Raw genomic sequence first — 24,929 nt, 5'->3', positions numbered from 1 at the left:
TAAATTGAAATATAGTAGAACGTGGCATGAGACAGGACTATCCCTTTATTTGTGCTCCACTTTTAATATCGGGATTAATAACAAACGCCAACAAGGAAACTCTTAATTATTTGGATGTCTCCCACTTTCCAATTAAATAATCAGCATCATCTGCAAGTCGTTCATACGCCTTTTCTGAAATCAATTCTTCTTCCTTCTGATAATCAAGTAACGATTTGAAGCCTTTAATGTGTTTAACTACTTTGTTGACTTCTTCTTTTTCCGCGTAACGACTTATAGCGGTTAAATGCACCATTAAGGATCGGGCGGTATCATCACTTTCGAACTCTCCTTCGTCTGCAAAGCGCTCAACCAGCGTTTTCATATCAGATACATTTGAAGTCCAATACTTCGGCAGGTTCAAGAAGTCGTCTCCGTTAAGAGTGTCTATCGAATTATCTGCCATACTACTCGCAACACCCCAAAGACCATTCTTCACACGGTCTATCAATTCCTGATCATAACCATATTCAGGTTGTTGACCAGGCATTTCGAACAGGACGGTTGCTGTTCCATTCAAAGCAAATGAAGACCTGGCCTGACCAGGTAAATCCCGCTCCTCCGGGTGATAATAACGGGCCACACCGGGCTCTTCATCATCCGAGAATTCTTTCACACCGAGTGCAGCAGCCAGTGCATAACGCCGGGACTCGTCTTGATCCAATTTTGACCACTCATCATACTTCGAGCTGTCTTCTGGTCCAAGCGGCGGGTAGTCTATTGCGACCGTAACATCCTCACCAGTTTTATTAAGTTCAGGGGTGCCCATGTGATGAAGGTCTACAAAGGCTTCCACCTTACCGAACTCAGCCTGCAGATCCAGATACAAGTCTCTGAGCATGCGTGACTCATTTGTCAGGAAAAACCCTGGTTCAGCACCTGTTCCGGGCAGGTCTTTCAGAACTGGTTCGTAGCTTAAATCCGGGTTAAAATCCCGATTTATGTCAAAGCCGCCGTTCGATTCACTATAATACCAAGCGGGTTCAGCTCCTTCGAGATTTGGATAAGTTGCAACAACGTCATCCCAAGGAAAGTTATTTTGCCGTTGCGTTATCTCAGCACCGTCAACGTTAAGCCGCGGGACCGCTACAATCGTAACTCCTTCTCGCACTTCTTGGGCTAAAGCGCTCTCACTAGTTCCAAGCGTCCTTAACATCTGTATCAATGCCTCAGGTCCGCTCTTTTCGTTACCGTGTATGTTCCCATTAATCAGTAACACTTTATCTCCTGTTCCTACACGGGCAGAATAAACTTCACGATCCTCACGTGAATGACCTATGACGTCTACTTCGACCTTGCCTGAACTTTCTGTCTCAATTTTGTTTAGATTTTCAACCAATTCCTCATAGGTCATAAAATTTTCATCCGTGTTTCCCTTATCTTGACTTGCCAGACCAGTAAGCGGGCTTATGGTCAGCAACATCAATAAAGTCGCCAAAAAAGGCAGCACCTTAATCCAAAAATTCTTTTTCATAATAGCCTCCTTATGATCTGAATTCTACTGAGCACATACTTCTATTCATATAATTGATAGATCCCATAATGTTTTCAGTGTTTTGGTTCACTATCAATATGGAATCCATCAACCTTACAAACTACTTCCATTCATCCAGCAGATTATTAGATGCTTCCTTCAGTTCCTCATAACCGTCCTCTGAAATCAAATCGTTATCGATCTGATGGCCAAGCAGCGACTTAAATCCATTCAAATGTTTAGCCGCTTTGTCCATGGTTCCTGTACTCTCATAATGCGCAAGCGCCTCTAAATGAATTTCAGCTTGCCGAATGGCAGTTTCATCGTTGAATTCGCCGTCATCTGCCAACTCTTCAACAAGATATTGCAGATACGCAACCGTCAACTTTTCCGGCGGCAAATCATCTGCCGAAATACCGATTGCTTTCCCTTCTCTGGTGGAGTCGGCAGCGCCAAAGTACGTCCCTCTTTCGGAATCAATCATTAAGCTGTTGACGTTTCCGATTTCACCTGGTTCAGATTCCCATTCATGCCCCATTGATGCCAGCTGCTCCCGGACATCTGACGGAATGCCTGTCTCCCAACTAATACTTGGGTAAGAACTGCTGAAAATTTTCGGCTCTTCAATGGCAGCTTTAAGTTCCATATCATAGCCAATCACATTAACAATGGTTTGCAATACTGACGTAATGATGGTTGTGCCGCCCGGTGAGCCGACGGTCATGAACGGTTCACCGTCTTCTAAAACAATCGCCGGCGTCATACTGCTTAAAGGCCGTTTGTTTGGCTCAACTTGATTTGCCCCGCCTGGTACAGCGTCAAAATCCGTCAGTTCATTATTCAGCATAATGCCGTAACCCGGCACCATGATGCCCGATCCGAATACTTGTTCAATTGTTGTTGTATAGGATACAAGGTTGCCTTCGCTATCGGCAACAGTAAAGTGTGTCGTCTGGCCATTTGTTTTGTCACCGACTTTTTCACTTATTTCAGAAGGCTCACCTTCCTGGTATTCCCATGGGTTCCCTGGCTGAACGTTGTCGTTAGCCTGATTTGGATCGATTGTGTCAACCCTTTCTTCAATGTAATCAGGGTGAAGCAATCCTTCAGCAGGCACATCCACAAATTCAGGGTCGCCCATATAAGCACCCCTGTCGGCATAGGCAAGGTGCATCACTTCGGCCATAAGATGATACTTTTCGGCTGATTTGACGCCATGTTGTGTCAGGTTCATCTCTTCAAACATATCCAGCATTTGCTGCAATGTCAGACCGCCTGAACTTGGCGGGGCCATGGAGGCAATATCGTATCCCTTGTATTCACCCCATACCGGTTCCTCATGGGTGACATCATAATTGCTGAGATCAGCCGATGTCATGCTGCTGTCACGCTTCCCGACTTCTTCAGCAAGTGCTTCGCCAATTTCGCCATTGTAAAATACGTCTGTACCATGTTCGGCAATCAGCCTGAACGTTTTAGCCAAATCCTCCTGCACAAGCATTTCGCCTTCTTCCAGCGGTTTACCATCAGGCAGGAAGACTTCTTTTGCCGCTGTGTTGGACAGTTTTTCCTCATTACTCTCGATGGCGTTGGCAAGCACCCAATTCACTTCGACGCCTTCCTCAGCCATTTCAATGGAAGGCTCCAGCAGTTCAGCCATTGAGCGAGTGCCCCATTGATCGAGCGCCTTTTCAAGCCCTTTCAGCGTTCCTGGCACCCCAACTGACTTTCCGCTGCGAACTCGTTTTTCAAAAGGCATGGGTTCACCATCTTCACCCAGAAACATATCCGGTGCTGCACTGGACGGGGCACGCTCCCTGCTGTTAATGACCGACACATCTTCAGCATCAGCGTCATAATACATTAAAAAGCCGCCACCGCCGATACCGGACATCATCGGCTCATTAACATTCAGAGCAAACTGAATCGCGACAGCAGCATCAATGGCATTCCCGCCATTTTTCAACACATCCGCACCAACCTCAGAAGCCAATGGATGTGCGGTCACAACCATGCCGTAGTCGCCTTCTGCTGTTTGTTCATCCTTTATGCCCTGTGCACTGGCAGTTGCGGACGGCAGGAATACATGGAACACGAGCAACAGCGACATGAAGATTGACAGCCATGCAAATTTTTTACTCTTCACCATAAGACCCCTTTCCTTGTTAATACTAAAAGTGTTTATTGCCACTTATTAATCAAATAATCTGCATCCGTTCTAAGTGTTTCATAGACACCCTCTGTCATACTTCCCTCCTGATGATCCAGCAAGCTTTTAAAGCCTTCCATATGTTTGATCACTTTAGCTGCTGCGTCCTGGTCTTCATAATGGCTTACAGCAGCCAGATGAACCTTTAATGAATGAGCGGTTTCATCGCTTGAAAATTCCTCCTCAGCTGCAAAATCCTTTACAAGTGCTTTCATCGTGGATGCACTCCATGCGTTAATGGCATCAGCCGTCTTCCCGGCCACTGCTTGACGAATCGGGTTGGTTGATGGCGCTTCCCGTGTCGGGTGAACTTTGTTTGTCAGTAATATCGCTACCGTTTCCTTTTCCGGATCAATCACAATTGATGTTCCCGTGAAACCGGTATGTCCCATTGTTGTTGGACCGGATAAATCGCCCATATACCAATCCTGGTTCAGTTCCCAGGCTAAACTATGCGCATTATCCGGAAAGTCAGGCAGCTGATTCGTTTCCATTTTTTCCACGGTCTCAGTTTCCAAAATGCGCGTACCGTCATATTGACCATCATTAAGAATCATTTGTGCAAATACCGCTAAATCCTGTGCAGTTGAAAACAAACCGGCGTGACCGGCAACACCATCCATCGCCCAGGCATTTTCATCATGCACTTCACCCCAAACAATCTCCCGGTCCGTCTGTGGCTGATATTCGGTTGCAGCAATACGGTCTTTTAATGATTCGGGCGGACTGAACATCGTATCAGTCATTCCAAGCGGTTCGGTAATATTCGCTTTAATATATTGGTCAAGCCGTTCACCTGAGATTTTCTCGATTAATGCGCCGATTGTAATCATGTTCAGGTCGCTGTATCCGTAATGTGTACCTGGTTCGTGATCTAATGGCGTCGAGAACACTTCCTGATAGGCTTCCTCACGGGAGTCCGTCGTTTGATAAAGCGGAATCCACGCCGGAAAACCGGATGTGTGCGTCAGCAATTGTCTGATCGTAACATCGGATTTCCCATTCTGTGCAAATTGCGGAATATAATCTGCCACCGGGTCGTCCAGGTTAAATTCGCCTTGTTCATATAACTGCATTGCAGCCGTCGCCGTAAACACTTTTGTTATAGAAGCTAAATCAAATATTGTGTCGGTTTGCATCTCCACCGGGTTTTCCATTTCAGTAAAGTCATCATCTAAATAGCGCGCCGCATATCCGTAAGCGTCCTCTTTAACAATGGTTCCGGATTTGGCTGCCAAAACGACAGAACCCGCCATGTACCTATCGGTGATCCCCTGCTGAATAACGCCATCGATTTCATCTAACGGCTCTTGCAGCATTTGCACACTGCCTGGCGGTCCGGGCTCCACGATGGGCGCAGCAGCCATGGCTTTTCCACTGCTTGCAGCAAACACCGAAACGAGCACAACACCAGCCAGCGTTAGTGATACAAACTTGCTTTTCATTCTTGTAACTCCTCTCAATGGGATAGAGTGCCTTAAGGCTATTAAGCTACTGCCACTTTTCTATCAAAGCATCAGCATCATTCTTGAGGATGTTAAACGCCTTTTCAGAAATCAATTCATCTTCCTGCTGATGATCAAGTAAATCTTTGAAACCTTCGACATGTTTGATAACTTTATCCGCTGCTCCCTGTTCTTCATAGCGGCTCACAGCAGTCAAGTGAACGCTTAAAGAGCGGACCGCGCTGCTGTCATCAAACTCTCCATCACTTTCATAGCGTTCAACACGCGCCTTCATGCCGGATGCGGTCGTCAGAATCGTTTCTTCGCCAGGATAAATCGTATTGGAAAGCATTCTGTACAGGTATTCCGGGTGAGCTCTGAATCCAACCTCAAGCCCCAGCAGTGTGACGCCTTGTTGTTTTCCTTTCAGAATCACGGGCTGGCCTTGTGCAGACTCTGAATTTTTCCAAAAGCCAGCCTTAAAAAAGTCTTGGTCGGCGAATGATGCTATAACTCTATCATTTTCAATATTCGTATACCAGACAGGATTATAAACAAAGCCGATATCTTGTTCATCATATCCGGAAGTTAGCGATGTATGCTTATAATTCACGCTAACAACGCCGTTACTGTTCCGCGCACCGGTATTGATATTGGCATCGGTTAATCCCAGATCAGCAGCCTTGTTGGAAGCCCTTGCACCAATGGCAATGTATTTTCCGCCATCAGCTATAAACGATTGGATGTTTTGCTTGTACATGTCACTGTCATCCATGCCGGGACCGTTTGCCACCAAAACATCGTAACCATCTAATCCATTTTCTGAAATCGCCTGGGGTTCCATTTCATCCACTTTAAATCCGAGCTGTTCAAGTGCTGTCCTGATGCCGTGCTGGCCGCCATCTTTCAGTACGGCGACATCGACTTTAGTCAGCTCTGTTGCATTTTCAGGTATAGAAGTTGTTTTTACAGTGATGCCGGATTCCTCAACGGCCTGGGCCAACACATCACCGTTGCCATTTTCCACATAATAATGGCCGTTTTCTGCTTTATAAACCGGCAGATCATTTTGAATCAGCTCGTTGACCAGTGCCACCGCCTCAACGGAACTGTTCATTATTTCATATGGGCCTTCTCCGATTAATTCGCCTTCTATATCAAGCTTCTCTGCTTCTTCAACCGGGACATCAATTGATGAATCTGTCGGGGTGGCAGCAAATCCCCATAACTCCGGTAAATTCCACGCAGAGATATCATACATGGCACTCGCCTGATCACTGATGTCTTCACCATCCCAAAGGAGCGTATTGGCTAAACTTGCCTTTGGCTGGTCCAGTGGAACAATAAACGTTCCTTCATCATATTGTTCGCCATCAACCGAAAATGGCGATTCAGCTTTCTTAACCTCAACATCATGTCTGAGCAGATTGTTCACAGCCTTTTCCGTTGTAGTCGGATCTGTTTCGTCAACGGGCAGCACATATGCTTTCGGGAAAAATCCATCCTCATGCTCGGGGTGGTCAAATTGAATCCCGCGTCTGAAGACTTCCAGCTGATTTTTAGTCATATCGATTTTATTGTCCGATGCAAATTTCAGAGCGCCCATCACCGCATTGACGTGCCACTTGACCCCATCCACACTGTTTGTAGGCGTTTCGAGGGTATGGCCGTATGCGCCGTGAAGCATTGCATACATTGGTGTGAAAATCGGTGGATAATCATCCCATCCGCCCTCAGCGTCACGATAGGGGATATGGGTTCCTTTCATATTTTGGTAGAGATTCGTTTCAAAATCTTGTTTGTTTTCGACGAGTTCCCCTTCCATCGCTTTAGCCTGTTCCAAGGCGTATTCCAAATATAAGTCGTGTTCATAGCTGGGATTGTGTGGTCCAGTCGTAGGTTCGATAAGACCGGGATAATCGTCTGATCGTTTCACGAAACCATGCAAATCAAGAAAAACCATGGGATTCCATTCAGTAATCAAATCAACATTTGCCGCCGCTTCCGGTTGAGATAACGTCACATGATCACGGTTAAGATCAAACCCTTCCCCGTTTCGCCTCGTTCCTAAAATACGTCCGTCGGGATTATTAACGACATTGAAAACAAGAATGTTGTTATCGAGAATGTGCTCTGTTGTTTCATCATCGTCATAGGCAAACCGGTCAATCAGCTTCAACACAGCATCAACTCCCGGATATTCATCTCCGTGGATTGATCCGTTCACCATAAATGGCACTTTAAAATCGGGATGTTCTTCAATAAAATCTTTAGCATCTTCCGGGTTAGCTATCATCTCTTCCCGCTTCTCTTTAATTTCTTCAAGGTCGTCTTCCGGTTCAGAAATTACCACACTGTACAGGTCATGTCCCAATGCAGACTGACCGATGACTTCAACTGAGACACGGTCACTTTCTTCCTCATGCTGCTCAAGGATAGAGTAGATGTCTTCATAGGGAACCGGATTATATGGTGTTCCCTTTGCATGAACCGTTTCAGAAACGGACATGATTGATGTAATAGCTAACATAAATGCAAAGAATAGCATATTTAAAAGCGGTTTTTTTATTGAATACATTTTCTTTCTCCTTTCCCTGTAAATCAGGAAATTGATTGAGTACAGCGGACTTGGGATGCCAGTCTATTCATCTATTATCTCGCCAGTAGAGAAACAGCCGTTCTTATAGATTTTCCAATACAAAAGAACGGCTGCACACTTTTACATTAATTGGCGATAGCTTCTGTCTCCTGGTCTTGTTCAAGGGCGATGTCAGAGATGGCAGAATCCATCAAGTCACCAACCATTTGAATTTTTTCAGGATTTACACGATCAATGGTATCCCCAGGGGAGTGGTACCAAGGTTCTATACCAGCTTGTCCCGGTTCGGTACCCGGTTCCATCCAGATGAATAGTGCAGCATCAATGCCTGCCTCATGGAAGTAGACGTGATCAGATCTCCCCAATTGATGGAGCGTTAATCGATCATCTTCCAATCCTATTCTATCGGCGGCTGAATCTACCGACTCCCATACTGCGTTCGATTCGCCGTCAACTGTACTGACATGGAGCTGGGAAGCCGGTTCCCAATCCGTTCCAACCATGTCCATATTAAAATTGGCAGCACTTCTATTAATCTCGTCATCTGATAATTGACTGACATAATGTTGAGAGCCCAAGAGACCCGCCTCTTCCGCACCAAAGGCGATGAAGCGGATTTCTTTGTTCGCCGGCTTGTCTTTCATTACCTTAGCCAGTTCAAGGAGAGCGGCTGTTCCTGAACCATTATCGTTCGCTCCCGGCGAACCCGGTACACTATCATAGTGCGCAGTGACGTATACAATTTCAGGATTCTCTGTATCCTCTGCTTCCTTGACTGCAATCACGTTTTGAGATTGCTCGCCACCGTCAATAGCAAATGTTTGTGTAGACACGTTGTAACCAAGCTTTTCAAATTCAGCTTTGATATACTCAGAAGCTTCTTTTTCTGCCTCGGTGCCGGCAACACGCGGGCCGATGTCTTCACTTAAATGCTGAAGATGGGCCATCGCCCGCTCAGAATCGAAAGCAAATGCTTCCCATTTCTCAATTAATGCGTCAGCTTGAGACCGCAGAAGGTTATAGGCATCACCGGAAATCAGCTCATTATTTTGCTGATGATCCAGTAAATCGTTAAAGCCTTGCATGTGCTTGATGACTTTTTCCGCTGATTCCTGCTCCTCGTAGTGACTTACAGCATCCAAGTGACGCTTTAAAGCACGCGGAGCGGTATCACTTTCAAATTCCCCTTCATCCTTCAGCCGATCAACGAGCGCTTTGATATCTTCGGCACTTTCAGGTGGATCAGCTTCATAATTTTCCCCATGGCCAAATTCATAATGACCTTCAATGGTTACAGGAAGTTTTCCGCCCGGGTTTGCTCCGTAAATGACATCAACGGCAGCTTCCCAAGAGACCGGGACTGCCGACCCCCATCTTTCTATCGCATATGTCGCTATGTGAGCATCCACATCAGGGTATTCTTTGATGTCATATGGCAAGCCTAAAGATATGGACACGACAGGTTTTTCTGTTCCCTCAAGGGCATTGACCAATTGGCTTTGCCCGTCTGAAAGTTCACTGGCAGAGAAAGTGGGAACAATGATCCGATCTGCTTTTTCGGCTTGCTGAACGGCTTCATCAATTTCACTATCGGATGGATTTGCAGAAGTGACATAACGTTCAACTTCTCCGTTTGTCTTTGCCTGAACGGCATCAGCTATATCTTCAATGTAATAACTTTGGTTGTATATCTCCGGACCAACAACAAACGTAGATTCATTGGATTGAGGATCAAACGGCAATGTATCGTCATTTTTCACGAGTGTCATCGAGTCCTGTGCCATGCTTTTTGCCAATTCTTTGTGGGATTTCGTATTCACAACGTCTGTCGCTTCCTCTGGATCGACATAACGATTATCAAAAAGCCCATATCTCACTTTTGTTGCAAGGATACGTTCAACGGATTCGTCCAGGCGTTCCTCTGAAAGTTCACCAGATTCATAGGCTTCCTGCAGGGCTGTAAATGTTTCTTTTTGTTGTTCAAGTGTGCCTGTAGCCATGATGATATCGGCACCTGCCTTAACAGCCATCACGGCTGCTTCTCCCGCACCCCATTGTTCATCGATGGCACCCATGGACATCGCATCCGTCACGATAATCCCGTCAAAACCCATCTCTTCACGAAGCAATCCGGTCAAAACATCCTTTGACAATGTGGCCGGAAGCTCCGGATCGATGGCTTCAATGATGACATGTGACGTCATAATCGAGTCGGCACCAGCATCGATGGCAGCTTGGAAGGGCGGAAGATGGACCTCTTCCAGCGTTTCCCGATCATAAGTAACAGCAGGAAGACCATGGTGTGAATCCTCACTCGTATCCCCATGCCCAGGAAAATGCTTTGGCGTCGATAATACGCCGTTTTCCTGATAGCCTTCTACTTGCGCAACAGTCATATCTGAAACAAGCTCTGTATTTTCCCCAAATGACCGTACGCCAATTACCGGATTATTCGGATTGGTGTTCACATCAGCAAGTGGGGAATAGTTCCAGTTAAAGCCTGTCGCTTTCATCTCTTGCGCCGCGACACCCGCCATTTCCTTCGCTGCTTTTAAATCTCTCGTCGCTGCAATTCCCATTTGACGCGGAAAAGCTGTAGCATCTGTGACATGCTGATTAACACCGTATTCAAGATCAGCCGTTGAAAATAATGGGATGCTCATACTTGTTTCCGATGCCCACTCTTGGAGCTGATTATTGTATTCAGCTGTGGTACTGGCATCCCGATTTCCATAAATAATGACAGAACCGGCTTTGTATTCTTTTATCAGCTCTTTTGTGGCTTCATTTGGCATGTTATTTTCGTTATCGTGGGTGGAGGGCATCACAAGCTGCCCGATTTTCTCTTCCGGGGTCATTTGCGTGATTTTCTGCTGAACCAACTGTTGATTCGCGTCATCCAGACTATCAGCTGGTTCCTTATCTTGTTGAGTTGATGATTGTGCTAAAATCGTGACTGGCGCTGCAAGAAGAAGAACGAACACTAACATGTAACTTAGAAGCTGGACTAATTTCTTCATTTCACTCTCTCCTTTCGCCTTGATTTTTTATAACGATTGATATACAACGCATGAAAAAGCTGGCCATAATAGGCTTTCATGACTTATGGCACAGCTCTGTTAAAATCAATCATTATTCTTCATCATCTGCTGCCTGTTGTGCATTGAATGTCCACTCGAGATTTAAAGAATCACCCTGGAATTGATTTTGATCTTCTCCGTTATCGATAAAATTGAACTTGACAACGAGATCATCAAGCGATCCGGGTTCGAGTCCATCCTCAAGCAGCGGATCAAAAACATGTTCATTGACAGCTTCCGGTGACATGTTTTTCAGTTCGGCCAAAGTTGTTTGGTAAATGACTTCATCCAGTTTATCAGCGTTGTATAAAAACTCGACTTGAATATGACTTCCAAAATCACCAGTGTTGTCTCCCTCTGCATCTGTTATGGCATAATCGGTTTCCAACAGCACCTTGTCGATCGTCAATGAACCGTTATTTTGCAGTTCAAAATCGCGGGTCATTGAATCACCGGGCTGGATATTGTCGACTTCAATCACCTGCGTCGGTTCAACAGCCAAGTCGAGAGTTCCGGCCGCAAACGTGTTGTTTGTTGTCTCGCTGTCACTGAAATACGCATACGTCCCTCCTCCGATCAATGACAAACCGAGCGCCGCTGTCATCACGCCCATTCCTAATTGTTTTTTAATACCCATAAAAATACCTCCTTTATATTTTCCCCTGTTATCCAGGGATATTTATTTAAATGCTCATAGACTGGGTATCTATGAACATTACAAACGATTTAATGTTTTTCAGCCGCTTTGGAGTCATCTAATTGCTGCAGCACACGCCAAATGGTAATGACCGAGTAGCCGATCAGTAATAAGCCGGGTAGTATGAGCATCATTGCAGCACCTTTTGACGTACTGGCAAAATTCATCGCATAGCCGATATACGGTACCGTGAATCCCGTATATTTTCCAACAACATTTTGCGCCAGAATTGGTTCTGAATCAGCCTCCTCATTGTTGTCCCCTTTGGTGATATACTGCTCACCATCTCCTATCACCTCAGCAATTCGATGGGTAATGAGCATACTCTCGGGTGTTCTGTAAGTGATCACATCACCACGTTCAAATCGTGTCATATCACCACCTTTTTCGATCGATATAATGGATCCTGTCTTTATTCCGGGTTCCATAGAGCCGGACAGGACTGTTTTGAATTGATAACCGAAAAGATCCGCTTCCCCTCCCGAAGCTCTGAAAGAAATCACCATAACCGCGGTTGTTATTAACAAAACAAATATCAAAAACGTGGTGATGTGATTAACCACTCTCAGGATTTTTCGCATCCTTATCACTCCGATCCACTTTTGACTCTGTTGATTCATCTGATGTATTTTCAGCATCGGTTTCAGCTGAGGCCGATTCTTCCTCGGTATCTGTCTCTTTTTCTGTTTGCTTGCCTTCATTCTTTGGAGATGGTTCTGCCTTATCTTTTTTGGATTGATCTGATGTCTTTTCTATTTTCTTTTCTGCGCCCTGTTTAGAGGATGACTTTTCATCTGACTTCTCGCTCTGTTCAGCTTGTTTTGCAGCTTCGTGCCGATTTTCTTGTTGTTGACCTTCTGTAGCGGCTGTTTGAGGCTTGTCCCGCTCATCACTGGCGGTTTTATCTGATTCATCTTGACCTTCACCAAAATTATCGGCAGCTGAAATATTAGTAAATGCGCTTTCAAAGTCTTGGAAATAGGCGGTCGTCGGTGAAGCTAGCAGGAAAGCGATGCAAAAAGATAAATAAACCACAGCAAACAACTTAAAGAAAAGGGTTGTAAGTCGTTTATTTTGGTTCCGTTTTGTTGAACTGCGGTCTCTCATATAAACACCTTCCAAATGGCGTATAATAGATATGATGAATGGATTATCTATCAACCATTCGAGATACTTATTAAATCTTCTATACGGGGAAACTTTACGGTTAAATCTATTTTTCAAGAGGGCTCAAAGAAGTTAATTGAACATTAATGAAATTGCTCGACTGTCATACCAATTTAAAAATCGTCATTCGGCAAAAAAATGGTCGTTAAGACAACATCCTCATGATTTGTTATATATTTTCCAATAATTTAAATCTTATTAATAGAATATCAACTCAGGATATGGAGGTCTATGTAACTTAAGTATTGTTTTTCCACTTTTTCAATAATTTTCCTGCCATTATGCCTAGTACTTTTTTCGTTTTTTATCAAAATAACAGTTATTGACCAAAAAAATACCTGGTCTTGTCGATACAAAACCAGGTTTCTGTCGAGTAAGGAGTCTATCGTACGACTTGAGACCATTATCGCACGACTCTGGGCGGGTCTCGCACGTTTGAGTTGCTGTGCCGCACGTTTTGATTCGGCTCTCGCACGTTTGAGTTGCTGTGCCGCACGTTTTGATTCGGCTCTCGCACAAGTTTCGGGTGCTCTCGCACAAGTTAGGGCGATTCTCGCACAAGTTTGAGCTTCTGCCGCACGAGTTCGTAACGCCCCCGCACAAGTTAAACTTGCTGTCGCACAAATGAATGCCGTTCTCGCACAAGGTTGGCGGTTATAACCCAGGCTCTCGCCCGACCGATCAATACATTCTGCTCAATCAATCGAAACTCTTCTGCAGCCCAAAATAATACAGCCCCATCCAACCCGGACAGGACTGCATTATTATTTTACAATCGCACTCATTAAGCAATGCTCTTCCGCTCAAGCGCGGCCAGACGCTTTTTGTTCGTTGCAATGAAGTAAATGGCTATACCCCAGATGATGACGGCCAATATCGATCCGATGTTAAAAATACCTTTATCGGCTGTCCACATGATTGAATACCCGATGGAGCCTGCGAGCAGTGCGTAATACACAAATGGAAGCAGGGTTTTACGGATGACGTGGCCTTCTTTGCCGACAAGGCCAACGACAGCGGATGCGGCAACGACGTTATGCACACAGATCATGTTGCCGGCTGCTCCGCCGACCGCCTGGAGAGCAACCATCCATGTTGCACTGCCACCGATATTTTCACCGACTCCAAATTGGAAGTAGGAAAACATCATGTTACTGATCGTATTGCTCCCGGCCACAAACGCGCCAAGCCCCCCGATGAATGTTGCAAAGATCGGATACAGCTCACCACCCAAATTTGCGGCGGCTTCGGCTAGAATGAGCGGCATTTCCTGATAGCCTGCTGCGCCGCCATCCGTGTTCAGAAAGACTTGCACCATTGGCACCGTAAAAACAAGTGCTGTACTGGCTGCAATCATGTTTTTGCCCGAATCCTTCCAGGCGGTGGCAAATTCCTTTGGTTTCATGCTATGCATAAAGTATGTCAGCACAGCGACAACGATGAAAATGAATCCTGGTGAATAGAGAATTTCCCATTCGGCTGTAATTTCCGTACCGAAGAGATTTGGAATCCGGATGACGGCAGCCTGGAGCCATTCACCAAGCGGGGTCAATCTTGAGATGATCAGAAGAAGAGCGATCAGCAGATATGGTGACCATGCACGCCACATGCTGATTTTTCCGGCATTGACATCACTCTGCTTCAGCTCAACCTTACCATTCCAAAGCGGGTCCCACCGGTCTTTAGGTTCGAAATCCCATTCTTCGCCTTCTTTCGGCATTAAGAACCCTTTTTTCGCAGCCGGAACGACAATCGCGAGTCCGATTAAGCCGCCGAACATAGCCGGGAATTCCGGACCCATTGTGTAGGCAACCAATAAGTAGGGAAGCGTCATGGCAAGTGCGGCAAAAACCGCGAATTTCCATACCTGAAGTCCTTCACTGAATGATTTGTTTTTTCCAAAAAATCGTGTCAACATCCCGACTAAAAATAGCGGAACCAGTATACCCGCAAGCGTATGGAGCAAGGCGACTTTTCCGGCAAGACCAAATACGAAACTTGAAACGTCTGTAATCTGGGTGAGCGGTTCGACACCTGAACCGACCCCAACAACAATCGGCGTCCCGACTGCCCCGAATGAGACAGGCGTACTCTGAATGATCATACCGGAAACAACAGCGGCCATTGCCGGAAAGCCGAGCCCCACCATTAGTGGTACGGCGACAGCTGCCGGCGTTCCAAAGCCTGCAGTTCCTTCAATAAATGAACCGAAAAGCCATGCAATGATGATGACCTGTATGCGACGGTCCGGGGTTATATCCGTAAAACCGCGGCGAATGGTGTGAAGCCCGCCGCTTTCCTGCAGTGTGTTCAAGAGCAGGATCGCACCGAAAATAATGAATAACAGCGTAACAGCAACGACGAGTCCATTGACAGAAGCAGCTGCGACCTGCGGGAACGCCACATCCCAAACAAAGAGCGCCAACAGAACGGCCACAATGTAGGAGATCGGCATGGCTTTACTAGCGGGCCATTTAAGACCCACCAGAAATACAGCAACAGCGATAATCGGAAGCAAAGCGAGAAAAGCTAAGATTCCAGTTCCCAAGGTAAATTCCTCCCTTTTTAATATTTATACCGCATCTAATGCCCGATTCGCTCAACTAACCATCAGTTGTAGGATAAAACACTCCCATTGATGGAAGTTTCACTATCGCAAACAGCAGCATGACTTATGCACGCGATCCGCCTCACGCGGACAGTCATTTTTGCTGTAAGTGAACATTTACTTTTTGCTCGACAAGGTTATGAAGTTCTCCGATGCCGTCAATGCTGCAAACAATTTCATCCCCGGCTTTCATCATTTCCGCTCCAATCGGACTGCCCGTTAAAATGACATCACCAGGTTCCAGTGTCATTACACCGGATAAGTAAGCAATCATTTTCCTTATTGAGACAATCATGTTCGCTGTTGGACTGTCCTGCTTCTTTTCACCGTTTAAGTATGCCTCAACGTGTGCATTATCCAGGTCAAATTCGGTTTCGATATAGGGACCAAGGGGTGTGAACGTGTCGAATGATTTGCCCACCATCCAATGACCGTCTTCATGAAAATAATGCGGCGCCGTCACGTCATTGCCCACGGTATAACCAAAAATGTGATCAGTAACTTCTTCTTCGGCAAGATTGCTGGCCGTTTTCCCAATCACAGCCGCCAACTCCGACTCAAATTTCACTTCGCTGATCCCTTGTGGAATAACAATTGATTTTCCGCTTCCAACGACCGACGAAACCGGTTTGTAGAAAAACACGGGCAACTCAGGCGCTTCAGCAGGTAAATCATCCGGTTTCGCAACATAGTTTGCACCGATGCCAATTACATGCCTTGGTGTAAGCGGTTTCAAAAATTCAATATTGTCTGGACTGTAGATACTTTCGGTTAGCTCCCAATCGGTAAACATATCGCCTTCAATTTGCTGGATACCGTGATCTGTTATGATGCCCTGTAAAATGGTTTGGTTGTTTTTTGGTTTGAATCTAATAAATTTCACTGTATTTGCTCCTTCTGATTGATATAGGCTAGACGCCCATATCAGTTTTTATGTTAAGGACGCTTAATCACGTGACTCCGGGTTGGTATCGTGCGAGTTCATCGCCAATTCACACGATACCAATAAATGACATTTCACTTTATCCAATGGCTTCTTTCTTTTCTTCATGCTTCACTTCAACACAGCGTCCCGGCTCAGGGAACAATTTCCCCGGATTCAGCAAGTCGTCCGGATTGAAAACATGCCGGATATCGGTTTGGGCTGCCATTTCTTCGTCACTGAAAATAAATCGCATTTCAGCTGACTTTTCAATGCCGACACCATGTTCCCCGGTAATTGACCCGCCAACATCCGCACAGACTTGCAAGCATTCCGAGCCTGCTTTGGAAGCCCGGTCGCTTTCACCGGGAACACTCGCATCAAACAAAATAAGCGGATGCAGGTTCCCGTCGCCCGCATGAAAAATATTCGCAATCCGCAGTTCGTATTTCCGGCTGATAGCGTTAATGCTTGCGAGCACTTCAGGCAGGCGGGTCCTTGGAATGACACCATCCTGGACAAGGTAGTCCGGCGAAATCGCACCCATCGCGCCGAAACCCATTTTGCGGTTGGCCCACCACATGCTGCGCTCCGCCTCATCCTTGGCCACTTTCACGTCGCGCACATGATTGCTTTTGCACACCGTCAAAATTTCATTAATCTGGTCGTCGATTCCCGCTTGAATGCCGTCAACTTCAATCAAGAGAAATGCCGCGATGTCACTTGGATGCCCGACCGGATAGGCTGATGCCTCGACACCTTCAATCGCAATCTGATCCATCATCTCGAGCGCCGCCGGGATGATGCCAGTTGCAATAATGTCTGACACCGCCTGACTTGCATCATCAATATCGTCAAAATAAGCTAAGACCGTTTTCTTGCCTTCCGGATTTTTCAATATGTTGACGGTAATCTTTGTCACAATGCCAAGTGTCCCTTCCGAACCGGTGAGAAGACCGAGCAGATCATACCCTGGCTGATCCGGTACACCGCTTTTGCCGATTTCAATAATCTCTCCGCTCGGCAAAACCACTTCAAGCCCCAAAATATGATTGGTGGTCACACCGTATTTTAGACAGTGGGCGCCACCGGAATTTTCGGCAACATTGCCGCCAATCGTGCAAGCATACTGACTCGACGGGTCCGGTGCATAATAGTAGCCTTTATCGGAAATCGACTGGGTCAGTTTCAAATTGATATACCCCGGTTCAACAACGGCCTGGCGGTTTTCCAAGTCAAGGTGAAGCAGCCGTTTCATACGGACAAGGCTGATGATCACTTCACCGCCCATTGGTGTCGCACCACCGCTTAAGCCTGTTCCCGCGCCGCGTGCAATGTACGGGATTTCCAACTCATTCAACTGCTTGACGACATCCGAGACGTGCTGTGTATTCCGGACAAACACGACCGCCCGAGGCATGCCTCGTTCCAGCGTATAGCCGTCACACTCATAGGCCAGGAGATCTTCTTTCAAATAAAGCACATTCTCTTCACCGACAATGCCCATCAACTGCTTGACGGCAGTATCCGGTTTTTGTTTGTTACGCTTTTTTCGAAACATCCATTTCACCCGCTTTCTGTGTGCTTATTATAATTCGTATTCGTGCATTTTCTGCTTATCTTTCTCATACGCCCAATCAAGAAGCTGAATGGTATGAACGACTTTTTCTTTTCGGCCGTATTTCTGCACACCCATCGCGATCTGCAGCATACAGCCGGGATTGCCCATCGAAACCATATCAATATTATCCGGCATATCATCGATTTTGCGGTCAAGCAATTTTCCAGCCATCTCGGGATGGGTCAGATTATAGATGCCCGCACTGCCGCAGCACCGGTCCGCATCAGGCAAGTCAACCGTCTCAACCCCCGGGATGTCATTTAAGATTTGCCGCGGTTCAGATCGTACACCTTGCCCGTGCGCCAGATGACATGCATCATGATACGTCACGGTTGTATTCACTTCAGAGTGAGGGCGTTTGAAATCATTGTCGTACAGAAACTTGGTAATATCCTCAACTTTTGCGGAAAATTCTTTCGCAAGCGGCAGCATCTCCGGATCATTTCTGAACAGTTCATCATACTCCTGAAGCGCACAGCCGCAGCCTGCCGCATTCACGAGAATTTTATCGTAGTCTTTGAACGCCTCAATGTTCTTTTTGGCAAGCTCTTTCCCTGTATCCCGTTCACCGGCGTGAATATGAAGTGCGCCGCAACAGCCCTGGTCAGGCGGCAGACCCACCTCGAATCCATTATGCGTCAGCACGCGGACCGTCGATTTGTTCACGTCATTGAACATGACATCCATGATGCAGCCTGTCAGGACAGCAACGCGCCCTTTTGTCTTGCCTTCTGCCGGAATAACTTCAGGATACCTGCCTAAAATCGGTTTTCCCGCTTTCGGAAGTGTCGCCTCCATGTCCTTTAAGTGATCCGGCATCACGCTGAGAACGCCTGCTTTTCTAGCCGCTTTTTGCAAACCGCTCTTTTGGTAAAACCGCATCAGACCGCCCAGCTTTTCCATCCGCTTCTTATGCGGGAAAAATTGGTTCAGCACCGTCTTTTTAAACGTACCGGAAACACCTGACAATGGCATTGACTGATTGATTTGTCCGCGCGCTTCCTCAATCAGACCGCCGACCTGAACGTTTGCCGGACAGGCGGTTTCACATGCACGACAGTCGAGGCAATTATAAACAGGATCGGCAAACGCTTCATCAAGACCGATTTTGCCTTCTGCCACCGATTTGATTAAGTAAACCCGGCCCCTTGGTGAATTCTGTTCCTCACCCGTTTCCTGATACGTCGGGCAAGCCTCCAGACACAAGCCGCAATGAACACAGTCAGCCCATTTCGTTGCATCAGGAACATCATCCCAGATGTAATTGCCAAGCGGATTCGACTGGCAAGCCGGCTCAGTCTTTTCCGGTTGATGGTCTTTCGTGACGGTCGCAGCATTCGATTGTTTAGCCTTGCCGCCGCTCAGCATATTCACTAAGCCAATGCTCATTTAAATCCCTCCTACAAACCGCTGCCGGTTCAAGAGTTTTTTTGGATCATTTGTCCGTTTAATACCGTCCAGCAACGAAAAATAAGCCGGTTTTTCGCCCCACACATCAGCTGCTGCCCTAAGTGCGTAAGGCAAATGCGTGCAAACAGCATACCCCTGCTTCTTTTCTGCTTCTGACCTTAGCGCTTTTATATAGGCAATGATATCTTCCGAAAGCCCGTTGATGTAGATGCGCGAAATCCCATGCCCGGCGCCGCCATGCCCTTCCACGGAAACATGATGCGTTTCAGCGAGCTCTTCTGCTTTTTTTAAATTGCCGGGAACGTCTGAAGGCAGGCTGCCGATTTTCAAAGCGGCCTGTGTAATGGTGTCATCTGTGCCATCGTTGTGACCATTCGGGCTCTGGCGGCGGAACGCATCCCACCACTCACTTGCATTTTGTTCATGCAGGATCGTCTGCTCGACACCTGATGGCAAGTTGTCTGCCACCCATTTTTCCTGCTGACTGACGGCTTTTTCCTGATCTTCAAACGCAATCGCCAGTGTATATTGTCGTTTGCCGGTTAATTTTTCAGCTGTTGGTGGTGTCAATACTTCAAGTGAAACCGGCTCCATCATCGAGTCCAGGATGCGCTTGGCGAAATCATGTATCTCCTGCTCACGATCATCTGGAAAATGCAGCAATGAAAGCCCCTCATATTTGGGAAGCGGGCGCAATTTAAGCGTGATTTCACTAATAATGCCCAGCGTCCCCATTGCGCCGATAAACAGTTTGTTCATATCATAACCCGCCACGTTTTTAACCACTTTTCCGCCCGTCCGGATGACACGACCGTCCGCATAAACAATCCGTGTTCCGATAACGAGGTCTCTCGCTGAGCCGTAAAGCAGCCGCCTGGGACCGCTTTCATTTGCGGAAATAATCCCTCCAATCGTCGCCAGTTCCGGCCATGACGGGTCAAGCGCAAGGCACTGCCCGTGTTCCGCCAACCGGTCGGAAATCTCCTTTAATGTCGTTCCAGGTCTGACGGTCAGCGTCAAATCACCAACCGAATGTTCAACAACACCCTTATAGCCCGCGAGTGACAACAAAATATCTGCCTCTTTCATCGTCCCGCCATAACCCCGCTTCGTACCGCCCGATATGATGTTAACGGTTTTTTCGTGTTCATTCGCATAGCGCAGGACATTCGAAATATCGTCTTCGGAATGGGCTTCAATTTCTTGCCGGCCGCTATTCCCCAGCGGATGGTCCGCTTCGTTCTGTTTTATTTGGTCTTTCGGTACAACTGTTTCGATTGTTGATGTACCCAATGGGAATCCCCCTTTCCCTTAGTCAATGTAAACTTTTGTAATCATGCGTTTTGGATGCAGTGATGTTGTCTATAGTTAACCAGTGTCATAGTTGAAAGTCAATATTATTTTTTAAATAATGCAAAAATTATTGTGATACGGGCCCTTGCGTTTTTATTCGACAAATAAGATGGAGGCGGGCTGCTGGGTTGTTGTTGGCAGTGATGTTGAGTTGGTGGTGCTCTCGCACGAGTTGATGGCACTCTCGATCGAAATTACCCTCTACTCGATCGATTCCAAGGCTCCCTCGATCGAAATTCCGCCCCACTCGATCGATTGCACCCGCCGCTCGATCGATTTTCCACACATGTACCGCGCGAAATGCATGCTATGTCGCGCGATTTCAAGACACCCTCGCGCGAAATTCGGACAGCCACGCGCGACTTTGTGCCAATCTCGCGCGAAATCCGTGGGACGTCGCGCGATTTTGCGCCACCCTCGCGCGAAATCCTCCGATAGTCGCGCGATTTCACGGGGGCGCCACCGCGCTAAATCCAGAAACTCCCAATCAAGTCCATGCTTGATGGAATAGCCGCCCCCAATCCCACAAAAAACAGCAGGAAAGTTGAGAGGGCAGGCTGCACGCCTTAAAAATCCCCTCTCATTTCCTGCTGACGATTTATCTTGCCGTATTCAATGCTTGTTTTTCCTTCGCCTCCAACCGGCGCTTATGCAGAATGGGCTCGGTATAACCGCTCGGCTGCTCGCGTCCTTTAAACACCAGGTCACACGCGGCCTGGAATGCGACCGAACTGTCATAATCGGACGCCATCGGACGATATGCCGGATCGCCGGCATTTTGCTTATCGACAATTTTGGCCATCCGCTTCAACGCATCCATCATTTGCTCCTCGGTGCAAATGTCATGATAAAGCCAGTTGGCGAGCATCTGGCTGGAGATGCGCAATGTCGCGCGGTCCTCCATCAGCGCAACGTCATTAATGTCAGGGACCTTTGAACAGCCGACGCCTTGCTCAACCCAGCGCACAACATAGCCAAGCAGTGTCTGGCAGCTGTTGTCCATTTCCTCTTGAATCTCATCAGCGGACCAATTCGTATCCACCGCAAGCGGCAGCTGTAAAATATCATCACGATAGTCCTGCACATTGTTCTCAATCTCCGTCTGAACTTCTTTCACATCCACCTGATGGTAGTGCAATGCATGCAAGGTCGCGGCTGTAGGTGACGGTACCCACGCTGTGTTGCCGCCCGCTTTCAAATGGCCAATCTTTTTCTCAAGCATATCAGCCATCAACTCCGGCATCGCCCACATGCCTTTGCCAATTTGTGCTCTGCCTCTCAGACCGGCATCAAGGCCGACGTTGACATTATTTTTTTCATAGCCGTTTAGCCAGGTTGATGCTTTCATTTCACCTTTCTTGATCATCGGGCCGGCTTCCATTGACGTATGGATTTCATCACCCGTTCGATCGAGAAATCCGGTGTTGATGAAGACCACGCGTTCGCGCACTTCATGAATGCAGTTTTTTAGATTCAGGGTCGTGCGGCGTTCTTCATCCATCAAGCCGATTTTCAGGGTGTTCCGCTCCATATCGAGTATATTCTCGACACGTGCAAAGAGTTCATTGGCAAACGCTGCTTCTTTTGATCCGTGCATTTTCGGCTTGACAATGTAAACAGAGCCGGTCTGGGAATTTTGATACGGTCCGTTGCCGAGCAGGCTGTGCTTTGCCATCAGGCTCGTAAACACACCGTCCATAATCCCCTCGAACACTTCGTCGCCATTTTCATCAAGAATGGCATTGTTCGTCATCAGGTGGCCAACATTGCGGACGAACATGAGGACACGTCCGGTCAGGCTGATTTCACCACCGCCCGGGCTCGTATACGTACGGTCAGGATTCAAATTGCGCGCCACATCTTTTCCATTTTTCGAAAAGGTCGTCGTCAAATCGCCTCGGTTCAAGCCGAGCCAGTTACGATAAACAAGCGTCTTGTCTTCAGCATCTACAGCAGCGACCGAGTCTTCACAGTCCATAATGCTTGTCGTTGCGGATTCCATAAATACATCTTTAACATCGGCGGGATCCGTTTTGCCGATTGGGTGGTGTGCATCAATCTGAATTTCAATGTGCAGCCCGTTATTCTCGAGTAAAATGGCTTCCGGCTTATTGGCAGCACCCTGGTAGCCGGCAAATTGTGCCCCATCTTTCAGGCCGGTCGTCTGGCCGTTTTCAAGTGTCAAACTGAGTTTGCCATCATTGACCGTATACTTGGTGGCATCTTTATGTGAGGCGTTCTCGAGCGGTGTATGTTCATCAAGGAAGTTTTTGGCATATGCGATTACTTTTTCACCACGGACAGGATTGTACGAACCGGACTTCTCAGCGCCGTCTTCTTCACTGATCACATCGGTGCCGTACAATGCATCATAAAGCGATCCCCAACGTGCATTGGCAGCGTTCAACGCGTAACGCGCATTATCAATCGGCACAACAAGCTGTGGTCCCGCCTGCCTGGTGATGACCTCATCAACATTTTCAGTCGTAATCTTGAAATCATCCACTTCAGGCTCCAAATAGCCGATATCTTCAAGGAACGTTTTATACGTGTCCAAATCAAACGCATTGTTCATCTTATGCCATGTATTAATCTGCTTTTGCATGGACTCCCGTTCATCCAGCAATGCTTGATTTTTCGGCGTCAGATCAGTGACAAGCTTTTCGAGATCCTGCCAGAATGTTGCTTCGTCCAGCCCAGTCCCCGGCAGCGCTTGTGAATTGACAAAATCATAAAGTTCCTTGGCGACTTGCAAATTGCCCGACTTGATATAGTCTGTCATCCCTGAATCCTCCCCTTTGTCCTTTACTTTAGTTTAATACGACCAGGGCAAAAACTAAAATACATGTTTTGCATGAACACTATTCCTTTTGGCTATACCTTGACGTATAATAGGCTTAACCATAGATATATGAAGGGGCGGCGTTTCATATGGACATCAGACAATTGACATGTTTTGCGGAAGTTGCACGGCAAAAAAATGTCACACGGGCGGCTGAAACACTTCATATCTCCCAGCCGTCACTGAGCAAAACGATCAAAAATCTTGAACGGGAACTCGATGCGCCGCTGTTTGACCGCGGTGCACATCAGCTGAAATTGACCGATGCGGGTGAAGCTTTTTTGGTCAGCGCGCTAAAAGTGCTTGATTCATTTGAAAATCTCACATCTGAAATGGATGATGTGATTGATGTAAAGAAAGGCGAAATCAAAATCGGCATCCCTCCGATCATCGGTGCCGCTTTTTTCGCCCCATTCATCAGCCGCTACAAAGAAACGTATCCGTTGATTGAGCTGTTATTGACAGAGGTCGGCTCAAACGCAATCAGACAGGGCGTCAGTGAAGGCGAACTGGACATTGGTTTGATCTGCAATACGCCGGCAAAAGAGGAAAACCTGGAAACGATTCAATTATTAAAAGACCCCCTGATGCTGATGGTGCATAAAGACAATCCGCTCGCCGATGAGACTGCGCTTGATTTTGCCGATATCGAAAACGAGCCGCTCATTTTGTACCGGCATGACTTTTCGCTGCATGACAGGATTATGGAGGCCTGCGCCTATTATGGGTTTGACCCGAAAGTCGTCTGCGAAAGCTCACAGAAAGACTTTATGATTGAAATGGTCGAAGCCAAACTAGGAAGTACCCTGCTGCCAAGCCGCATCTGCAGCCACATTGACAATGATCAGCTTGTCGCGATTCCTTTCACACAGCCTGTCGTTAATCTGGAGCTCGGCATGGTCTGGAACAAGGATAAATACATGCCATATGCGGTGCGCGAGTTTATTGAGATGTCAGATTCTTATCGGGTGTAAGGCGGTCGCACGAATTAGTGTTGTTCTCGCACGGTTTGATGGGGATGTCGATCGATTTGGGCTGCGGATCGATCGATTTGGGCTGCGGATCGATCGATTTGATGGCGCTCTCGCACGATTTGAGCAGCGGTTCGATCGTTTTGATGCCTCCCTCGCACGATTTGGTGTGTCCCTCGCGCGATTTGGTGTGTCCCTCGCGCGAAATTCCATGGCTATCGCACGAATTTGTCGTGATGTCGCGCGAAATTGTGCCGCGGCCGCGCGATATCGTGGTTGTGCACAACCTAGCTGATCAGGACATTCGAATCATAAGACTGCTGCACCACGTCATAGTAATTTCGAATGAATTATGATCGCTGCCGTTTAAAAGCTTGGTTTCCCGGTTAAATTGACAGTAATATGCCAGGAAAGGAGATTCTAAATGAAACGTTTACTATTCCTGCTGATACTGTTAATTGCCCTATTCGCCCTCGCGGCTTGCGGCGGAGG

General features: G+C 47.0%; 15 protein-coding genes. 1 reads left to right on the top strand and 14 read right to left on the bottom strand.

Going from position 1 to position 24,929, the window contains the following annotated elements; genetic code table 11:
* Positions 1 to 106: 106 nt before the first annotated feature.
* The 14 genes from VK097_RS13610 to VK097_RS13545 form a co-directional block, all read right to left on the bottom strand.
* Positions 107 to 1,513, bottom strand: a complete 1,407-nt coding sequence (locus VK097_RS13610; RefSeq protein ID WP_324212342.1) for an FIMAH domain-containing protein — start codon at positions 1,511 to 1,513, stop codon at positions 107 to 109.
* Between the two features lie 121 nt (positions 1,514 to 1,634).
* A complete protein-coding gene (gene ggt, locus VK097_RS13605) occupies positions 1,635 to 3,662 on the bottom strand; it encodes a gamma-glutamyltransferase (protein ID WP_324212341.1) in 2,028 nt (675 codons plus the stop codon).
* A gap of 32 nt (positions 3,663 to 3,694) precedes the next feature.
* Positions 3,695 to 5,167, bottom strand: coding sequence for a serine hydrolase domain-containing protein (locus tag VK097_RS13600; protein WP_324212340.1), 1,473 nt, complete (start codon positions 5,165 to 5,167; stop codon positions 3,695 to 3,697).
* A 46-nt stretch (positions 5,168 to 5,213) separates the two neighbouring features.
* Positions 5,214 to 7,745 carry an FIMAH domain-containing protein gene (locus VK097_RS13595; protein ID WP_324212339.1) on the bottom strand — a complete coding sequence of 844 codons (2,532 nt, stop codon included), beginning with the start codon at positions 7,743 to 7,745 and terminating at the stop codon, positions 5,214 to 5,216.
* Between the two features lie 146 nt (positions 7,746 to 7,891).
* Entirely contained in the window at positions 7,892 to 10,786 is a 2,895-nt protein-coding gene (locus VK097_RS13590; protein WP_324212338.1) for a M20/M25/M40 family metallo-hydrolase, read from the bottom strand.
* A 112-nt stretch (positions 10,787 to 10,898) separates the two neighbouring features.
* The gene (locus VK097_RS13585) at positions 10,899 to 11,483 is read right to left on the bottom strand and encodes a CalY family protein (RefSeq protein ID WP_324212337.1); all 585 of its coding nucleotides are present in this window, start codon (positions 11,481 to 11,483) and stop codon (positions 10,899 to 10,901) included.
* A gap of 89 nt (positions 11,484 to 11,572) precedes the next feature.
* Positions 11,573 to 12,124, bottom strand: coding sequence for a signal peptidase I SipW (gene sipW / locus VK097_RS13580; protein ID WP_324212336.1), 552 nt, complete (start codon positions 12,122 to 12,124; stop codon positions 11,573 to 11,575).
* Complete coding sequence (locus tag VK097_RS13575) at positions 12,099 to 12,767, bottom strand: hypothetical protein (protein ID WP_324212335.1); 669 nt, start codon at positions 12,765 to 12,767, stop codon at positions 12,099 to 12,101. Before VK097_RS13575 ends, sipW begins: the two co-directional genes overlap by 26 nt.
* 727 nt (positions 12,768 to 13,494) lie before the next feature.
* Positions 13,495 to 15,258: an L-lactate permease gene (locus VK097_RS13570; protein WP_324212334.1), complete on the bottom strand. Its 1,764-nt coding sequence runs from the start codon at positions 15,256 to 15,258 to the stop codon at positions 13,495 to 13,497.
* Between the two features lie 154 nt (positions 15,259 to 15,412).
* Complete coding sequence (locus VK097_RS13565; protein ID WP_324212333.1) at positions 15,413 to 16,201, bottom strand: fumarylacetoacetate hydrolase family protein; 789 nt, start codon at positions 16,199 to 16,201, stop codon at positions 15,413 to 15,415.
* 139 nt (positions 16,202 to 16,340) lie between these two features.
* Positions 16,341 to 17,801: an FAD-linked oxidase C-terminal domain-containing protein gene (locus tag VK097_RS13560; protein WP_324212332.1), complete on the bottom strand. Its 1,461-nt coding sequence runs from the start codon at positions 17,799 to 17,801 to the stop codon at positions 16,341 to 16,343.
* Positions 17,802 to 17,828: 27 nt separating this feature from the next.
* Positions 17,829 to 19,250 (bottom strand): (Fe-S)-binding protein, encoded by a 1,422-nt coding sequence (locus VK097_RS13555; RefSeq protein ID WP_324212331.1) that lies wholly within the window; start codon positions 19,248 to 19,250, stop codon positions 17,829 to 17,831.
* Positions 19,251 to 20,564 carry an FAD-binding oxidoreductase gene (locus VK097_RS13550; RefSeq protein ID WP_324212330.1) on the bottom strand — a complete coding sequence of 438 codons (1,314 nt, stop codon included), beginning with the start codon at positions 20,562 to 20,564 and terminating at the stop codon, positions 19,251 to 19,253.
* A 658-nt stretch (positions 20,565 to 21,222) separates the two neighbouring features.
* Entirely contained in the window at positions 21,223 to 23,406 is a 2,184-nt protein-coding gene (locus VK097_RS13545) for a malate synthase G (protein ID WP_324212329.1), read from the bottom strand.
* Between the two features lie 149 nt (positions 23,407 to 23,555).
* Here VK097_RS13545 and VK097_RS13540 point away from each other — a divergent pair, with 149 nt between their 5' ends.
* Positions 23,556 to 24,440, top strand: a complete 885-nt coding sequence (locus VK097_RS13540) for a LysR family transcriptional regulator (protein ID WP_324212328.1) — start codon at positions 23,556 to 23,558, stop codon at positions 24,438 to 24,440.
* The last annotated feature ends 489 nt before the right edge of the window (positions 24,441 to 24,929 follow it).

The organism is Lentibacillus sp. (assembly GCF_035301675.1).
In the GTDB taxonomy this organism is placed as follows: Bacteria; Bacillota; Bacilli; order Bacillales; family Amphibacillaceae; genus Lentibacillus.
Note: the sequence above shows the minus strand (reverse complement) of the source record. Positions and strands in the feature narration are given on the sequence as shown.

Coding starts and splice junctions, on each gene's coding strand:
- VK097_RS13610 (WP_324212342.1), bottom strand. CDS start 1,513: ATGAAAAAGAATTTTTGGATTAAGGTGCTGCCTTTTTTGGCGACTTTA.
- ggt (WP_324212341.1), bottom strand. CDS start 3,662: ATGGTGAAGAGTAAAAAATTTGCATGGCTGTCAATCTTCATGTCGCTG.
- VK097_RS13600 (WP_324212340.1), bottom strand. CDS start 5,167: ATGAAAAGCAAGTTTGTATCACTAACGCTGGCTGGTGTTGTGCTCGTT.
- VK097_RS13595 (WP_324212339.1), bottom strand. CDS start 7,745: ATGTATTCAATAAAAAAACCGCTTTTAAATATGCTATTCTTTGCATTT.
- VK097_RS13590 (WP_324212338.1), bottom strand. CDS start 10,786: ATGAAGAAATTAGTCCAGCTTCTAAGTTACATGTTAGTGTTCGTTCTT.
- VK097_RS13585 (WP_324212337.1), bottom strand. CDS start 11,483: ATGGGTATTAAAAAACAATTAGGAATGGGCGTGATGACAGCGGCGCTC.
- sipW (WP_324212336.1), bottom strand. CDS start 12,124: ATGCGAAAAATCCTGAGAGTGGTTAATCACATCACCACGTTTTTGATA.
- VK097_RS13560 (WP_324212332.1), bottom strand. CDS start 17,801: ATGTTTCGAAAAAAGCGTAACAAACAAAAACCGGATACTGCCGTCAAG.
- VK097_RS13555 (WP_324212331.1), bottom strand. CDS start 19,250: ATGAGCATTGGCTTAGTGAATATGCTGAGCGGCGGCAAGGCTAAACAA.
- VK097_RS13545 (WP_324212329.1), bottom strand. CDS start 23,406: ATGACAGACTATATCAAGTCGGGCAATTTGCAAGTCGCCAAGGAACTT.
- VK097_RS13540 (WP_324212328.1), top strand. CDS start 23,556: ATGGACATCAGACAATTGACATGTTTTGCGGAAGTTGCACGGCAAAAA.